Source organism: Trichormus sp. NMC-1, from assembly GCF_001858025.1.
Lineage (GTDB): Bacteria > Cyanobacteriota > Cyanobacteriia > Cyanobacteriales > Nostocaceae > Anabaena.
Genome location: NZ_LZQD01000001.1, coordinates 214,225 through 230,091, shown reverse-complemented (window position 1 = coordinate 230,091; position 15,867 = coordinate 214,225). Strand labels below are relative to the sequence as shown.

The window sequence follows — 15,867 nt, the reverse complement described above, 5'->3', positions numbered from 1 at the left end:
ACCTGTCACCTGTCACCTGTCACCTAATTTAATAAATTTCTCGGTAACGCTTGGTGAGAAAATGACCAATGACGTTGAAACACAAAGTCATCAGTACTAGAGTGAGTCCGACTGCAAAGATAGTTTCGTATTCTAGGCTGCCATGAGGTAAGTCACCAAGACTGACGGAGACAATATAGGCTGTCATTGTCGCGGCTGGTTCTAATGGGTTGAGGGTGAGGTTAGGTTGTCCACCTGCTGCGATCGCTACTACCATAGTTTCACCAGCTGCACGAGATATCCCCAAAATGTAAGCTGCTATTATTCCAGAAATCGCTGCTGGTAACACTACTCTTAATGCGGTCTGTAAGCGGGTAGCCCCAGTAGCATAAGAACCCTCACGCAGATGTGTGGGTACTGCCCGCATGGCATCTTCACTCAGGGAACTAACGTAAGGAATGATCATCACACCGATGACTAAACCTGCACTCAACATACTAAAACCAGGCAGATTTGGCAGAATTTTTTGCAACAATGGTGTGACGAATAACAAAGCAAAATAACCATAAACTACTGTAGGAATCCCCGCTAGTAGTTCTAAGGCTGGTTTCACGATTTCTCGGACTATGGGGGGAGCAAATTCACTAAGATAAATAGCAATAATTGTACCCAGTGGTATGGCGACGAATAAGGCTACTACTGTAGTGACAAAAGTTCCTGAAACTAGTGGCCAAATACCATAATGTTTGTCATCAAATAATGGTGTCCACTGAGTATCTGTTAGAAATTCCCATAAAGATACTTTCTGGAAAAATAGTATGGATTCGTAAAGTAAGATACCGATAATTGCTACTGTAGTTGCGACTGAGGAAAGTGCAGCTAGAAACAAGATAGACTCAATTGCCCGTTCTTGTAAATCTCGCGTTAGCTTGGGTGAAAACTGATTTTGTTTGGCATTGTTCATGCTAGAGATGGGATCGCTTTATAATGACGTTAAATGGATGAAAATAGGCGCAACATCAGTGCTTTATCCTTAGCTGTAGAGACATTCCATGGAACGTCTCTACGGGTCTTATTCGATACTAGGCTTATTCTTTAGCGTCACGACGCATTAATTCGTCAATCTTCAGTCCAACAGCTTCTTTACCACCAAAGATGCTACCAAATCTCTTTTTGTTGAAGTGGCTTTGAGCAATGGTGTAAGCTGAACCGGGTAAAGGTACATATTTAACTTCTTTCACTAACTTAGGTGCATTCCGCAGGTAAAATTGGATAAACTGTTTTACCTCTGGCTTATTAGCAGCCTTCTCACTGACATAGATAAATATGGGGCGAGACAAGGGATTATAAGTACCATTTTTTACCGTTGTTTCCGACGGTGCTACACCATTAACAGCCACTGACTTTAATTTATTTTTGTTTTCTGCGTAATAAGCAAAACCAAAGTAGCCAATGGCGTTTTTATCGCGGGAAACACCTTGTACAAGTACATTGTCGTCTTCACTAGCGGTAAAATCACCACGGCTAGATTTAGATTTACCAACAATTGCTTCAGTGAAATAGTCAAAAGTACCAGAGTTAGTACCAGCACCAAACAACTTCAAAGGTGCATTAGGAAATCCAGCACGGACTTGATTCCAGTTATTAATCTTACCTTGCGCTCCTGGTTCCCAAATTTTCTTGAGTTCAGCAACTGTCAGGTTTTTAGCCCAAGTGTTGCCGGGATTAACCACTACTGTTAAAGCATCATAAGCTACAGGTAATTCAATGTAGCGAGTACCAGCTTTTTTACATTCATCAATTTCTTTTTGGAGAATGGGACGGGAAGCATTGGAGATATCTGTTTCACCGCGACAGAATTTTTTGAAGCCACCACCAGTACCAGACACACCAACGGTAACTCTAATTTTACCTCTTTGAGATTTTTGGAATTCTTCTGCTACTGCTTCAGTCACGGGGAAAACAGTGCTGGAACCATCTATCTTGATTGTTCTGACACTTTGGGAGAAAACCGCAGACATTGATACGCCCAAGGTGGCGGTCATCAATGAAATTACACCTAATGCTTTCAAGCTGTTAAGCTTAATATTAACTTTGTTCACAAAAATACTCCTCTCCTAGTTTATTGGACGTAATATTTCCGCTCAATTGCTCTAAAAGAGCAATGGTTGTATTCAGTTAAAAACTTGTGAAAATAATACGTACACAGTATAAAATTGCACGGCAAGGTAATCTAGCAATTAACTTTTGGTTAGACAGAGGTTAATTTTTAGTGAATATTCTGCAAAGTCTATTAGACATCTCCGAAAAAGAATGTAGAGACGTTCCATGGAACGTCTCTACTCTCTACATTTATAGAACTTACGCAAGAGTCAGGTTTTGCGTAAGTCCTGATTTATTAGGGAATAGGGAATAGGGGAAGGACTCAGCACTGTTCTAGTGACACGCCAAGGTTTAAAATTAGCCAATGTATAACAGGCGGTTTTCAGCCTGTGTCCTAAAATCCAAAATCCAAAATTTAAAATTGATATGACTCATTCTACAGATATAGCCACTTTAGCCCGTTGGATGGCGGCTGATTTTAGCAATCAAGCCCAAGTTTTTGAGAATCCGGCTTTTTTTGCCCATATTCGTGTATGTATGCGTCCGCTTGATTTTGGGGTATTGTCAGGGGTGAGTTTGTTTGTGGAACAAGCTTATGACTATATGCTGAATAAACCCTATCGGGTGCGGGTGTTAAATTTGCAGACAGTAGGGGATAAAATCCATATTGAAAACTATACTGTCAAAGAAGAAAAAGACTTTTATGGTGCTTCCCGTGATTTACCAAGGTTGCAGACTTTAACGAGCGATCGCTTGGAAAGGCTTTCTGGTTGCAATATGATTGTAGACTGGACTGGTAGCCACTTCAAAGGCACAGTCGAACCCGGAAAGGGTTGTATTGTCATGCGTGACGGGCAAAGAACCTATTTGGATAGTGATTTTGAAATTGATGGTGAAAAGTTCATCAGCCGCGATAGAGGACGAAATCCCGATACAGATGAACACGTTTGGGGTTCTGTCGCTGGGCCATTTTACTTTGTCCGCTGGGGCAACTTTGCTGATGAAGTGAAATTAAGTTCTGATTTTTGAATCACTGTAGGACAGGCTTCTGGCCTGTCCAGAAAATTTTTCCGCCAGATGATGCAATTGGGCAAAAATAGTGATACTATCAATAGTGGCGAGTCTGGCGACATAGCCAAGTGGTAAGGCAAGGGTCTGCAAAACCTTCACCCCCGGTTCAAATCCGGGTGTCGCCTTTAGGAAAAAGCATCTAAAGCCGAGAAATTCAAGGCTTTTAGCAATGAGTACAGGGACGGGTGTGATACTCGTCCCTTATTGTTTGGTGCAATTTTGGGGTAAAAATACGGAAAATACACCAATTTACAAATTATTTCTAGTGCGGTTTTTTACTTTTAAAATATGCAGGTAATGTTGTATATTTGACGTTGCATAGCCTAATTAACACTAATTTAAACAATATGGCAGATAAGCAATTAGTAGCGTTTACCTTAGCAGATGGAACAAACTTTTTAGTAGAAGTAGATAGACAACCAGTAAAATCTGGTGAACAACTACCTGTATCGCGGGTTAGTGGGGTTGATGTAAGTACCGTAACAAAAACGTTTGACGACGCACTCAATGAGATTAAACCTGTTATTGCTACTGTTGTTTCTAAGTTGAAGGATATTACTCCTGATGAAACAGAGATAAAGTTTGGTATCAAACTTACTGCTAATGCTGGAATTGTGTTTAGTTCTCTGGGAAGCGAGTTAACTTTTGAAATCACAGTCAAATGGAATAAGGAAACAGAGAATAAAACAACAGCATAGTTAATTTATGACATATACAAATGAATCCTATAAAACCAGAATTGCTAGAATTTACACTTCTGCTGATGAGAATGTAATCAATGTAGTAGGTGGTGGTTTTCTGATATCTGATCAATACATTGTCACTTGCGCTCATGTAGTTGCAGATGCTTTAGGAATTAATCATACTACTCAAGAAAAACCTCAAAGTTTAATCAAGTTAGATTTCCCTTTTTGTGCTGGAGACAACAAGAAAAAGTTTGAAGCAAATGTCAAGTGCTGGAAACCTCAATCTAATCCTAATTATTCCTATGGGGAAGATATTGCTGTTCTGGAATTTTTGGAGAAATTACCAACAAACAATATAACTTTCCAACTAAGTTTGGCAGATACTAATAATCATCAATTTTCTGTTTTAGGATTTCCTGAAGGACGTGATCAGGGTGTAATTACAAAAGGAAAACTGTTAGGTGCAGTCGGTGATAGATTGGGATTGGTACAGATGGAAGTAGAAAAGCAGTCTTCATTCTATATTGAACCAGGTTTTAGTGGTACGCCTGTTTGGGATGAAGAATTAGCTAGTTTTGTAGGAATAGTTGTTTCTTCAGAACTTTCTAAATACTCAGATAATACAGTCGGAAAACCTTCTGATGAATTGCGAAAGGATCTTAAGGTTGCGTACATGATTCCTGCAAAAGTCTTAGTTGAGACTTGGAGTTTTTTAAATCAAGCTGTTCAAGAGAAATCAACAAAAATCAATAATTCTCCAGAAACCTCTCAAGAAGAACCATCTTCAAATTCAAGCAGTGAGTTTTATAAAAAACGTATAGCTGCAAAGGAAGAAGAACTTGCTAAAGTACAGGCTGATTTAGATGAAGTTGTTCCTCAAGATATTGAATTAAAACTTTCTAGAAAAGCAGAAAGACTTTTGAAAGAAATTCAGGATCTAAAAGCCAAGCTGAATTGAGAATGAATTATATCAATTCTACTATTATTTATTTAATAAGATTTACCAACAAAAAGAAATGATTATGACAATGGAGGAGAATAATAGAATTTTTTTAAATAGACGTATAGCATCCAAGGGAGAAGAACTTGCCAAGGTAGAGGCTGATTTAGATGAAGTCATGACTGGAGATGTTGAATTAAAACTTTCTAGAAAGGCAGAAAGGCTTTTGAAAGAAATTCAAGAACTATATGGTAAACTATCAGAATTAGATAAAAATAGTTCTAATCCAGATACACGCCATTTAAATTTAGAAAAGAGCTTTCAAAAAATAGACTTTTCCAAATCGAGAGAAATTGCTGAATCACTCAAAAAGCAGTATGAAACAGAAGGTGGAGCTATTCTTTTGTTTCTTCAGAAAAGCAAAAAACAGTTAGGTAAATACTGTATTGAAGAATTTATAGATGTAATTATCAGTAATCAAATAGAAACTTGTCCACGACGGACAATAAATTTTGAATCTAATACTTATAAATCTAATAAATATGGTTTTATCAACGCAATTTCAGGTTATTTGGGTATTGAAATATCCTCTTGTTTAGAAGATGATGAAAATAGATTATTTAGTATAATAAATGAAATTCATGAAAAAATAGTTTCATCTTTATCACTAGGAGATACTATATTTTTTGAAATTAAAAGTATTAATAGATTAGAAGACAAAGAGGAGTTTATTGATTGGTTTATAAAAATATTTTGGCAACCTTTGATCAACAAAAATAAGTCTTTATTCAACCAAAAAAGAAATAGGTTGATATTTGCTCTGATTGCAGAAAGTCCATTTCCTATAAATTCATCTAACTTTTGTCAAGAAGTGACTTTAAATCATGATAAAATGATTGAAATTCCTTTACTTGATTGGACTGTTGAAGATATTAGTAATTGGTTAATATCGCATCATAAATTATTTCCTCGCTTTGCCAATATTCAAGATTGTGATGAAATTCACAAAGAAGCCAAGAATATTCATGAAGAAAGTGAAGGAACTCCAGAAAGCGTTTGTTCAAAATTACAGGAATATTTTTATGGAAAAAACTAACCGTCTTACATTCACCAACAACCCCGAACTTCGCCCTCAAAATCCCCACGAAGATTCACCAAAAAACCGAGAACCTTATGTAGTTTCTGAACCTTTAAAAAAAGCTGTTAATTTAGCCCTCTATCTCAAACGACCATTACTATTAGAAGGAGATGCTGGCTGTGGTAAAACTCGTCTCGCTTCCGCTGTTGCTTATGAGTTAGAATTACCTCTTTACCGGTGGGATATTCGTTCTACCACAAAAGCGCAAGATGGACTTTATGAATATGATGCAATTTTACGACTTCATGATGTGCAAACAGAGAAATTTAATGAATTAATAAATGATAAACGTAATCCTGCTAATGCTAAAGATTATCGGACATTTGGAGCATTAGGCAAAGCCTTTGACCTGAAAGAATGTCCAGCAGTGGTTTTAATTGATGAAATTGATAAAGCTGATTTAGACTTTCCAAATGATTTACTGACGGTTTTAGATGAACCTTGGCAATTTAAAATTAAAGAAACAGGGGAAACAATTACAGCTACCCATAAACCAATTGTGATTATTACCAGTAATAAAGAAAAAGGTAATTTACCTGCACCATTTCTGCGCCGTTGTTTATATCATTATGTAGAATTTCCTAATGATTCTAAACTGTTACAGCAAATTGTTGAAAAGCACAGTGATCAAATTGTTGAGGGAAAATCTACAGCTAAGAATTTAGTAGATAATGCCATTGAAAGGTTTTTACAAGTGTGGAATGAAGGTGGACTCTTTAAAAAACCAGGAACTAGTGAATTTCTTGATTGGTTAAAAGCACTCCATACCTTTGAGTCTGAACCTTACAATGCAACCAAACTCAAGGACGATGATTTACTTCCCTATCCAGAATTATTATTCAAACTACAACAGGACTGGAAAAAATATACTAAAAAAACTCAAGTATCATGAGTGATTTTAACCCCCAAGAAGTGATAATTCGCGCTTTTATTCGTTTACGCCAAAATGATTATAAAAATATTTACCAGCTTGGTGTAGGCGAATTTTTAGCAGCAAGAAAAGCTGTTGAGGGGGGATTTTGTGAAAATCCAGAAGCATTAGCAGAGACATTGCAAATTTTATGGTGTCATTCTCTATCTCAACAAAACTTATTTGATTCTATCTGGGATTCTCTAGAGGTGATTTCAAAACCGAAACAGGATGAAAAAAAGCCTCTAAACAAAGAACCAAAATATAAATCTCATTTTCAACGGGTAGAAGAAATCCCAGAAATTTCATCGCTACCACCGGAAGAAATTGTTGCTGAGTTAAAGCCTGAAACAGAACTAGAATTTCTACCAATTCGCGCTCCTTTTACACTCACAGAAATGGAGGATAATGGGACATTACAGGCATATTATCCCCTTTCTCGGCGTTCAATGATTTATGGTTGGCGATATCTCCGGCTTCCTGTTGCTGACGGACAATTAGATGTTTTAGATATCAAAGCGACTATTGAAAAAGCCACACACCAGGGATTTTATTTAGCACCAGTTTACCGACGACGAGAACGGAATCATGCCCATTTATTGCTGCTGGTTGATCAAAATGGCTCAATGACACCTTTTCATCGCTTCAGTCGTGATTTTGTAGAAACAGCACTTTATGAAAGTTCTTTACAACCGGAAAATGTCAATGTATTTTACTTTCAGAATGTACCAGTTAATAGTGTTTACAAAGATATTTATTTAACAGAACCAATTGCTTTAAATAAAGTATTAGCAACCTGCGATAATAAAACTAGCATTTTAATTGTCAGTGATGCTGGTGCAGCGAGAGGTTATCGGACATTAAACCGAATTAGAGCAACTAGCAGTTTTTTATTTAAGTTACAGCGACACACTTCTTTAATAGCTTGGTTAAATCCTATGCCTGAAAAACGCTGGTTTGGCAGTTCAGCCGAAATAATTGCTAATTTGATTCCTATGTATCAGATGGATAATAATGGTTTAAGCAATGCTATTGATATTGTGCGTGGAAAAACCTTACAACACCTCCATTAAACTTGCTCATGACAGATGAATTTGAAAAACAACAATTACGAGAACAGGCAAAACAAGCTGTAGATAGGTTTGTTTGGCGGTTTGATGAATCTTATAGGTTATTAGCTTATCATGCGGCTTTACCTTTGGTATTGACTCCTGAATTAGTCAATTATTTACGCAATCAATTTTTACGCAGTGAACAAGTTCCTTGGGTAGCAGAGGTTGATTTATTATTATCTGATTTGTGCAGTCAAGTGGGTTATGAACTTTATGCAATGGATACTCATGTTAGAGCATATTTGCTGGAGGAAATGAAGCAACATTATGGTGATAAGAGCGATAAGCAAATGCAGCAAGTCGCACAAGTTTTAATTAATTATGTCAATTATTTAAGTAGGCTGAATCCTGGGAGAAGACAACAGGAATTAGAGGCACAACGCTGGGCAGCAATGGTGTATTTGGGTGACAAAGAATGTAAACAAGCAGCAAGGGAAATTATCCAAAGATTTTTAGAAACTAGCAGTGGTTTAAATAGTCAAATTTCTGGTAATTCAGGTGTGAGAGTAGAATTAGCAAGGTTAGCAAGATTAACGGAGGAATTATCACCCCAGTTAGAAAAGGAAACAGATTTATTAAATTATGCCAAGTATGTACAGGAATATATAAGAAATTCCAGAAGTGGAGGTTTAAAAGAATTATATGATATTAGGCAGAAATTAGAATCGGCTATTAAACCTTCTAAACCTCTTGAAATTAATGGTTTACCAGAAATAAAAACCTTTGAATTTGAATTTGCTACTATCACGATTGCAGATGAAGGTGAGACATCTATTAACCTAAAACCTTTTAATTTTGAAGTTGCACTTATAGAAATTAATCAATCTAATCAATTAAATAGTAATAATCTGATTGAAGTTGATGAAGCAGTATTTAATAAAACTGGAAATCACTTGGATGAAATTCAGAAAATCATCTTAGAAGGAACATTAGAAAATCTAAATTATAAAGACATTGCTGCTTTAGGTAATCATAATGAGGGAACTATAAAGTGGATTGCTTCAAAATTATGGAAATTGTTAACAGAAGTATTTGGTAAAAAAGTTACAAAAACAAATTTCAAAACCGCAATTAATCAATGGATTGATGGTTCTCAACTAATTATTAACCGTCATTCTCGCCAAACACAGCAGTTTATAGAAGACTTAGTTAATGGTGTTCAATTAGAAATGGTAGCAATTTCTGGTGGCAGTTTTATGATGGGTTCACCAGAGAACGAACCAAAACGCAGAGAAAATGAGAGTCCCCAGCATCAAGTCACAGTGCAACCGTTTTTATTGGGTAAATATCCAGTAACCCAAGCACAATGGCAAGCAGTAGCCGCTTTACCTCAGGTGAACCAAGAACTAAAATTAGACCCATCTAGGTTTAAAGGAGCAAATCGCCCTGTAGAATCGGTTTCTTGGCATGATGCTGTTGAGTTTTGTGCCAGACTATCAAAATCTACCCAAAGACCCTATAGACTGCCCAGTGAAGCAGAATGGGAATATGCTTGTCGTGCCGGAACTACTACACCATTTCATTTTGGCGAGACAATTACCACAGATTTAGCTAATTATGATGGTAACTATACTTATGGAGATGGAGTTAAAGGAATTGATAGAGGAGAAACAACAGAAGTAGGAAGTTTTAAAATAGCGAATGAATTTGGATTATATGATATGCACGGCAATGTGTGGGAGTGGTGTCAAGATGATTGGCATAGTAATTATAAAGATGCACCTACGGATGGAAGCGCATGGATAAGCAATGAAACTAAAAGTGGCAAAATGCTGCGTGGCGGTTCTTGGCTCTATCTTCCTGAAAATTGCCGTTCGGCTTATCGCTTCAATGTCGATGCGGGCTTCGTCTACAACAGCTACGGTTTTCGTGTTGTGTGTGTTGCTGCGTGGACTCTGTAGCCCTTTATACTCTTACCCTTTTGCCCTTTTCCCTTCTTTCCTTTACCCTTGCGATTGTCTGAATCAGGATATCCAGGATTTAGGGATTTACAGGATGGTTTGGTCGTTGTGTTTATAGGTTTTCTGATACTGATTGTCATTGATTGTTTTATTGAGCTATGACTAAAAATATAAAATGAAATATCCTGTTAATCCTTTAATCTTGTAAATCCTGATTCAGACAAAAAATGATGTAATTTGAGTAGTAAATATAAAATGAAATATCCTGTTAATCCTTTAATCTTATAAATCCTGATTCAGACAAAAAATTATGCCAAAAACTATTATTAATCGTTATAAAAAAACGGCTCAATACTTTACCGAAGATTTAGGAAATGGCATTGAATTAGAAATGGTGCTAATTTCTGGTGGTAGTTTTATCATGGGTTCACCGAAAGAGGAACTAGAAAGTGAAAACGATGAAAAACCTCAACATGAAGTTACCATTAAACCCTTTTGCTTTGGTAAATATCCAGTAACCCAAGCACAATGGCAAGCAGTAGCCGCTTTACCTCAGGTGAACCAAGAACTAAAATTAGACCCATCTAGGTTTAAAGGAGCAAATCGCCCTGTAGAATCGGTTTCTTGGCATGATGCGGTGGAGTTTTGTGCCAGACTATCAAATTATAGTCAAAGACCCTATAGGCTGCCCAGTGAAGCAGAATGGGAATATGCTTGTCGTGCCGGAACTACTACACCATTTCATTTTGGCGAGACAATTACCACAGATTTAGCTAATTATGATGGTAACTATACTTATGGAGATGGAGTTAAAGGAATTGATAGAGGAGAAACAACAGAAGTAGGAAGTTTTAAAATAGCGAATGAATTTGGATTGTATGATATGCACGGGAATGTCTGGGAATGGTGTCAAGACGATTGGCATGACAGCTATGAAGGTGCGCCTACAGATGGTAGTGCATGGATAAGTAATAAAGAGAGTAGTGACAAGATGCTGCGTGGCGGTTCTTGGCTCAGTAATCCTGAGAATTGCCGTTCGGCTTATCGCAGCAATTTCGATGCGGGCTTCGACGACGACAACCGCGGTTTTCGTGTTGTGTGTGTTGCTGCGTGGACTCAGTAGCCCTTTATACTCTTGCTCTTTTGCCCTTTTCCCTTCTTTCCTTTACCCTTGCAAGCGTAGTGAAACGGAGCGAGCTAAATTTTTTTGTCTGAATCAGGATGTCCAGGATTTAAGGATTTACAGGATGGTTTGGTAATTTTGGCGTTGCTGAAACCAGGTATGAATTTAGGCGTAGAGACGTTCCGGCGGAACGTCTCTACAAGAGTTTGGATATCATCAAAAATCATTTTCATACATCAAATCAGCAACGCCGTAATAATGATTGGCTTGATGAGTGTAATTTAACTCACATCTTGCACCTGGCGACTGGAAGTCCCGGCTAGACAGACAAAACCCGCCTACGCGGGTTTGAAACCACTGATTTTCCGTGAGTCCGCGCAGGCGGACTTAGTTTGTGTAGCCACGAATTCTATTCGTTAGGGCTTGGTGCAAGATATGTGTTAAGGAGTAAACATAAAGTAAATTATCCTGTTAATCCTTTAATCCTGGAAATCCTGATTCAGACAAAAAATGATCTAATTTGAGTAGTAAATATAATACAGCAGATTGCAGATCAATGAGGCTTCGCCGTGAGCGTCAGCCGATAGCTTGCGTGGCTTATGCAGTTTTGACGGGAGAAATCCCCAAATTTTGTTTTATATGCAAGTTCCCTACCTCACGACTTCCTCACAAACTAGCTCTAAATTTTATATGGATTCAGCTATTGGACCGATCCCGAAAGATTGCAGACTAGGCTTAAGTTATGAGGTAGTTATGAGTTCATCGCCAACACCGGAAAAACTACAATATTCTTCAGTATATGGGCTGGTAAATTCTTGGCGATTTGGGCGATCGCTCGGTATCGATCCGATTGGGATAATATCTACCTGTTCTTTTAACTGTGTCTATTGTCAATTAGGGAATATTCAGCAAAAGACAACTCAACGGCAAATTTTTGTCCCTACTAGCCAAATTATCTCTGATTTGCAAAGGTTTGTACGCCGGGAAGTACCAATAGATGTAGTCACTATTAGTGGAAGTGGTGAACCTACCCTAGCGCTGAATTTAGGGGAAATTCTGGCAGCGACAAAAGAAATTATCAAACAACCAAAACTAGTATTAACCAATAGCAGTTTGCTAGGTGATCAATCAGTTCGGGACGCTTTAGCACTAGCAGATATAGTCGCCGTTAAATTGGATGCTGTTTCGTCAAATCAACTACGGCAGATTAATCAGCCATCAGAGACAATTGATTTACCAGATATCCTCAGAGGAATTGAACAGTTTAGACAGGAATATCAGGGATGTATGGTCATACAAACCATGGTTTTGTCTTCTTGGACAGCAGAAATGCAAGCACATTACATACACTTGATCAAGTCTCTCCAACCTGATGAAATTAAACTTGACATTCCTTCCCGTTTCCGCGTCTTAGTTGATCAGTTAGAATCCAGAGATGATGAGATTGTCGAATCTCGCTGTTATAGCTGTCAAAATCTCCAATCTATCAGCGCTGAAGAACTCAGTGCTATGGCTCAAAAAATTTATAATGTTACTAAAAAGCCTGTGCGTTATGCCCCAATTGCGTAATTCGTAATTCATAATTCGTAATTTTCCTCACATCTCCGCGTCTTCCCCTCTCCGCGTCTTCCCTGCATCCTGTCACCTGTTCTTTGCTATATTTTCGTCACGTTGTACTACTTAATATTTTGCAATTAAGGAGCTAAAGATATGGAAACAAAGTCAACCGAACCATTATTAGCACTCAATGAAATTCCCGCTGGCTATCTCAACATTATGGGTTATGTTGATAAATCAGAAGTCAACGGCCCTGGTTGTCGGGCTGTGGTTTGGGTGCAAGGTTGTCCTCGTGAATGTGATGGTTGCTTTAATCCCGACTCTTGGACATTTGAGATTAATCAATTAGTTGCTATTGATACCCTGGCAGCAGATATTATCACAAATCCCCATAACACAGGTGTAACTTTTTCCGGTGGTGAACCATTTTGGCAAGCATCTGCATTAGCTAATTTAGCGCGTCAGGTGAAAGCCGCTGGATTAAATGTGATGTCTTTTACTGGGTTTACCCTCAAGCAACTACAATCTGAATCTGCACCTCCCGGTTCCCAAGAATTGTTAGCAGAATTAGATATTTTAATTGACGGGCCTTTTATCCAATCTCAAGCAATTAATTCTCCCACGTCCCCTGTTTCTTCTAGAAATCAACAGGTTCATGTATTTAACCCTGAATTCAAAGACCAAATTAGCTGGGCCAGTGACCAAATAGAAGTTCACGTCCTCAAAGATGGCGATCGCATTGTCACCGGTTATCAAGGTTGGTTAGAACTGACTTAAACTGGTGATTGGGGAAACTCTTGCTCTATTTCTTTTTCAAATTTTCCTTCCCAGAGTCCGTGACTAATTTCCCTCAAACCTTCAAGTAGTTCCAAATTTATACCAGGATGCTGCTTAAGAATTATTTCAGCTGTTTCTTTTGGACGCGCCATTGTGCTGCTAAAAGCAAAATCAATTTTTACATCTTTGAGAAATTCCCCAGCTTTTGCAGCTTGTTGTCTCCCATTATCGTTGAGCGGAACATCAATTTGACCTTGAAACTGGCCTTGACGATTCCATTCAGTTTCGCCATGACGTACTAATAATAATCGGAATCCTTGATGATTCGGTCGCAAAGTGGGTAGAGTATCTCCCAAATGCTGCGTCTGATTCATTGATTCTAGTTGCACTGGTTCACCCAAACCGCCACTAAAATTCAAGACACTAATGCCGCAGTTAGATTGCTGTATTCCATGATAGCAACTGGGGGGAATTCCCAAAGCGGTACTAATCAGCGCGCGATTAATACCATTATGTCCAACAATGAGAATATTTTTCCCTTGATGACGAGATAAAATTTCTTGCCAAAACTGCTGTGCTTGCTCGTACAAAGCCAGAACGGGAAAATGTTCTCTACTCCCCTGTGCGTCATGGATCATCATCCGCAGTTCGTGGGGGCGTTTTTTCCAAATGCTATAATCTTCAGGAAACTTTTCTTTAACATCACTACTCAGCATTTCTGCCCACAAAGGCAAATCTACTTCTAGTAGTTCTTCAGAAACTTGGATTTGAGCAGACTGTTCAACCAATTCACTGCGAATAATCTCTGCTGTAGTTTTGGCGCGGTTGAGGGGACTGCAATAAATCGCCTGAAATGAAATCTTACTGAGGGCTTTACCCGCTTGATTAGCGTCGTTACGACCTTTTTCGGTTAGTCGTGACGCATCAGTTCGTCCTTGGATGCGTTTCTCAGTATTGTAGGTACTCTGACCATGACGCACAATGATGACACGAGTCATCTTTTTCCCCTCCTCTATCTAAAGGACTAATCTTACTCCATAATGTTCGCAGAATAATCATTTAAATGAATTGAGCTTTTCCCTGTTCCCTGTTCCCTGTTCCCTGTTTACGAATTACGAATTACCTCAGCACCAAGTCTGTAAAACGCGGCCTTTGATTTCTTCCCCAAACCAAGGTGTATTTTGAGAAAGTGTATGCAGATTTTCTCTGTTGACTTTCCAGGTTTGTTGAGGGTCGAATAATGTTAATTCGGCTTTTTCACCAGATTTAATAGCTTTAAGTTCTTGCTGTAAACAGGCCGCTGGCTTGTTACTCAAAACCCGCCATAATTCTAAAGCTGTAAATTCCCCAGTTTCAACGAGATTTTGCCACAGTAAAGGCAATGCTAATTCTAAACCAATTGCCCCTGGTGGTGATTCCGCAAAGGCTTGGACTTTTTCTTCATAGGTGTAAGCTGCATGATCAATTGCGATCGCATCTATTACTCCTCCACGCACTCCCCCACGCAACGCTGCTACATCACTGGGATTTCCTAAAGGTGGATCTAAATGCAAGGATGTGTGATAACTCTTAACATCTCTAGTATCAAGTAACAGGTGCATCCAAGTGGTGCTGGCTGTCACAGGTAGACCTTGAAATTTTGCAGTAGCAATCAGTTCCACACTCCGGGCTGTGGAAACCCGCATAATGTGTACAGGTGTGCGAATAGCGGCGACTAACTCTAACAAAGCTGCGATCGCAGTTGTTTCCGCACTGGCTGGAATAGGAGGTAAACCCACACGGAAAGCCTCTGCACCTTCCCGCATCATTCCATTTGCGGATAGATAGCGATCGCATGGCCAAAACGCCACAGGTTTACCAAAAGGTTGGAGATATTCCAACACTCTCCGCACCAGTCCCAAATTTTCCCAAGCTTTACTATCCGTAAAACCCACAACACCCGCAGTAGCTAAATCAGCAAATTCCGTCAATTGCTTACCAGCTAAATCGAGAGTTATTGCACCCCAGACATGAAGATGGGGGAGAGGAGAAGCAGAATCTATTTTTCCCTTTTCCCTAATTTCCTCATTTCTCTTTTGCTGCAACTGTGCAACGAGAGCCGGGTTATCAATAGCTGGAGATGTATCCGGTAAAACACTCACTCTAGTAAAACCACCAACAGATGCTGCTTGCAAAAAAGAAACTAGAGTTTCTCTCTCTTCAAACCCTGGTTCACCGGAATGGCTATATAAATCTACTAAACCAGTACCCAGAACTAAGCCCCGACAATCTCTAATAGAAGTATCGGAACTGATATCAGAAATTTGCGGTGCTATTGCTTGAATATAACCATCAACAATCAAAACATCAGCTATTTGGTCAGTTTCCGAAACTGGGTCGATTACCCTTACTTGTTGCAACAGTTCAGTTGTCATGTGCTAAGTTGAGGCTGGTAATTGGTAATTGGTAATTGGTAATTGATAATTGGTGATAAAATCCCCGACTTCATCCTGTTCATCCTTAAATCCTGGAAATCCTGTATCCCTGACGGGAGGCGTAAGCCATTTCAGACAGTTTTTAGATTTCGGATT

Annotated in this window: 14 protein-coding genes, 1 tRNA gene and 1 pseudogene; 12 read left to right on the top strand and 4 right to left on the bottom strand. The window is 38.7% G+C overall.

The genetic code is table 11. The features are described 5' to 3' along the window. Positions 1 to 28: 28 nt before the first annotated feature. Together pstC and A9Y75_RS01045 are read right to left on the bottom strand one after the other, a co-directional pair. Positions 29 to 943 carry a phosphate ABC transporter permease subunit PstC gene (gene pstC / locus A9Y75_RS01050; RefSeq protein WP_071187415.1) on the bottom strand — a complete coding sequence of 305 codons (915 nt, stop codon included), beginning with the start codon at positions 941 to 943 and terminating at the stop codon, positions 29 to 31. A gap of 124 nt (positions 944 to 1,067) precedes the next feature. Continuing rightward, entirely contained in the window at positions 1,068 to 2,081 is a 1,014-nt protein-coding gene (locus A9Y75_RS01045) for a PstS family phosphate ABC transporter substrate-binding protein (protein WP_071187414.1), read from the bottom strand. A gap of 427 nt (positions 2,082 to 2,508) precedes the next feature. Between A9Y75_RS01045 and A9Y75_RS01040 the strand changes: the two genes are divergently transcribed. The 12 genes from A9Y75_RS01040 (at position 2,509) to A9Y75_RS00990 (ending at position 13,297) form a co-directional block, all read left to right on the top strand. After that, positions 2,509 to 3,111 (top strand): chromophore lyase CpcT/CpeT, encoded by a 603-nt coding sequence (locus tag A9Y75_RS01040; protein WP_071187412.1) that lies wholly within the window; start codon positions 2,509 to 2,511, stop codon positions 3,109 to 3,111. A gap of 96 nt (positions 3,112 to 3,207) precedes the next feature. After that, positions 3,208 to 3,278 (top strand) — tRNA-Cys (locus A9Y75_RS01035). Between the two features lie 222 nt (positions 3,279 to 3,500). Continuing rightward, entirely contained in the window at positions 3,501 to 3,851 is a 351-nt protein-coding gene (locus tag A9Y75_RS01030; protein WP_071187410.1) for a CU044_2847 family protein, read from the top strand. Between the two features lie 7 nt (positions 3,852 to 3,858). Further along, positions 3,859 to 4,797: a trypsin-like peptidase domain-containing protein gene (locus A9Y75_RS01025; RefSeq protein ID WP_071187408.1), complete on the top strand. Its 939-nt coding sequence runs from the start codon at positions 3,859 to 3,861 to the stop codon at positions 4,795 to 4,797. A gap of 64 nt (positions 4,798 to 4,861) precedes the next feature. Further along, the gene (locus A9Y75_RS01020; RefSeq protein ID WP_143046338.1) at positions 4,862 to 5,875 is read left to right on the top strand and encodes a hypothetical protein; all 1,014 of its coding nucleotides are present in this window, start codon (positions 4,862 to 4,864) and stop codon (positions 5,873 to 5,875) included. Beyond that, positions 5,862 to 6,809: a MoxR family ATPase gene (locus A9Y75_RS01015; RefSeq protein WP_071187404.1), complete on the top strand. Its 948-nt coding sequence runs from the start codon at positions 5,862 to 5,864 to the stop codon at positions 6,807 to 6,809. The genes A9Y75_RS01020 and A9Y75_RS01015 overlap by 14 nt, the downstream gene beginning before the upstream one ends. Then, positions 6,806 to 7,900: a VWA domain-containing protein gene (locus tag A9Y75_RS01010; RefSeq protein ID WP_071187402.1), complete on the top strand. Its 1,095-nt coding sequence runs from the start codon at positions 6,806 to 6,808 to the stop codon at positions 7,898 to 7,900. Before A9Y75_RS01015 ends, A9Y75_RS01010 begins: the two co-directional genes overlap by 4 nt. An 8-nt stretch (positions 7,901 to 7,908) precedes the next feature. Then, complete coding sequence (locus tag A9Y75_RS01005; RefSeq protein WP_071187400.1) at positions 7,909 to 9,840, top strand: formylglycine-generating enzyme family protein; 1,932 nt, start codon at positions 7,909 to 7,911, stop codon at positions 9,838 to 9,840. Positions 9,841 to 10,150: 310 nt separating this feature from the next. After that, on the top strand, positions 10,151 to 10,963 hold the full coding sequence (locus A9Y75_RS01000) for a formylglycine-generating enzyme family protein (RefSeq protein ID WP_071187398.1): 813 nt from the start codon (positions 10,151 to 10,153) through the stop codon (positions 10,961 to 10,963). 84 nt (positions 10,964 to 11,047) lie between these two features. Continuing rightward, a complete protein-coding gene (locus A9Y75_RS27110) occupies positions 11,048 to 11,248 on the top strand; it encodes a hypothetical protein (protein ID WP_143046337.1) in 201 nt (66 codons plus the stop codon). Between the two features lie 468 nt (positions 11,249 to 11,716). Beyond that, on the top strand, positions 11,717 to 12,532 hold the full coding sequence (locus A9Y75_RS00995) for a radical SAM protein (protein ID WP_071188777.1): 816 nt from the start codon (positions 11,717 to 11,719) through the stop codon (positions 12,530 to 12,532). Positions 12,533 to 12,673: 141 nt separating this feature from the next. Continuing rightward, on the top strand, positions 12,674 to 13,297 hold the full coding sequence (locus tag A9Y75_RS00990; protein ID WP_071187395.1) for a 4Fe-4S single cluster domain-containing protein: 624 nt from the start codon (positions 12,674 to 12,676) through the stop codon (positions 13,295 to 13,297). Positions 13,298 to 13,308: 11 nt separating this feature from the next. Here the strand turns inward: A9Y75_RS00990 and A9Y75_RS00985 are convergent. Together A9Y75_RS00985 and A9Y75_RS00980 are read right to left on the bottom strand one after the other, a co-directional pair. Continuing rightward, a pseudogene (locus A9Y75_RS00985) lies at positions 13,309 to 14,295 on the bottom strand (histidine phosphatase family protein); the annotation flags it as partial. A gap of 126 nt (positions 14,296 to 14,421) precedes the next feature. Then, positions 14,422 to 15,711: a dihydroorotase gene (locus A9Y75_RS00980; protein WP_071187393.1), complete on the bottom strand. Its 1,290-nt coding sequence runs from the start codon at positions 15,709 to 15,711 to the stop codon at positions 14,422 to 14,424. Positions 15,712 to 15,867: the final 156 nt, after the last annotated feature.

What these genes read in the sequence shown, in the direction of transcription:
- pstC (WP_071187415.1), bottom strand. Translation starts at nt 943, where the DNA reads ATGAACAATGCCAAACAAAATCAGTTTTCACCCAAGCTAACGCGAGAT.
- A9Y75_RS01040 (WP_071187412.1), top strand. Translation starts at nt 2,509, where the DNA reads ATGACTCATTCTACAGATATAGCCACTTTAGCCCGTTGGATGGCGGCT.
- A9Y75_RS01030 (WP_071187410.1), top strand. Translation starts at nt 3,501, where the DNA reads ATGGCAGATAAGCAATTAGTAGCGTTTACCTTAGCAGATGGAACAAAC.
- A9Y75_RS01025 (WP_071187408.1), top strand. Translation starts at nt 3,859, where the DNA reads ATGACATATACAAATGAATCCTATAAAACCAGAATTGCTAGAATTTAC.
- A9Y75_RS01020 (WP_143046338.1), top strand. Translation starts at nt 4,862, where the DNA reads ATGACAATGGAGGAGAATAATAGAATTTTTTTAAATAGACGTATAGCA.
- A9Y75_RS01015 (WP_071187404.1), top strand. Translation starts at nt 5,862, where the DNA reads ATGGAAAAAACTAACCGTCTTACATTCACCAACAACCCCGAACTTCGC.
- A9Y75_RS01010 (WP_071187402.1), top strand. Translation starts at nt 6,806, where the DNA reads ATGAGTGATTTTAACCCCCAAGAAGTGATAATTCGCGCTTTTATTCGT.
- A9Y75_RS01005 (WP_071187400.1), top strand. Translation starts at nt 7,909, where the DNA reads ATGACAGATGAATTTGAAAAACAACAATTACGAGAACAGGCAAAACAA.
- A9Y75_RS01000 (WP_071187398.1), top strand. Translation starts at nt 10,151, where the DNA reads ATGCCAAAAACTATTATTAATCGTTATAAAAAAACGGCTCAATACTTT.
- A9Y75_RS00995 (WP_071188777.1), top strand. Translation starts at nt 11,717, where the DNA reads ATGAGTTCATCGCCAACACCGGAAAAACTACAATATTCTTCAGTATAT.
- A9Y75_RS00990 (WP_071187395.1), top strand. Translation starts at nt 12,674, where the DNA reads ATGGAAACAAAGTCAACCGAACCATTATTAGCACTCAATGAAATTCCC.
- A9Y75_RS00980 (WP_071187393.1), bottom strand. Translation starts at nt 15,711, where the DNA reads ATGACAACTGAACTGTTGCAACAAGTAAGGGTAATCGACCCAGTTTCG.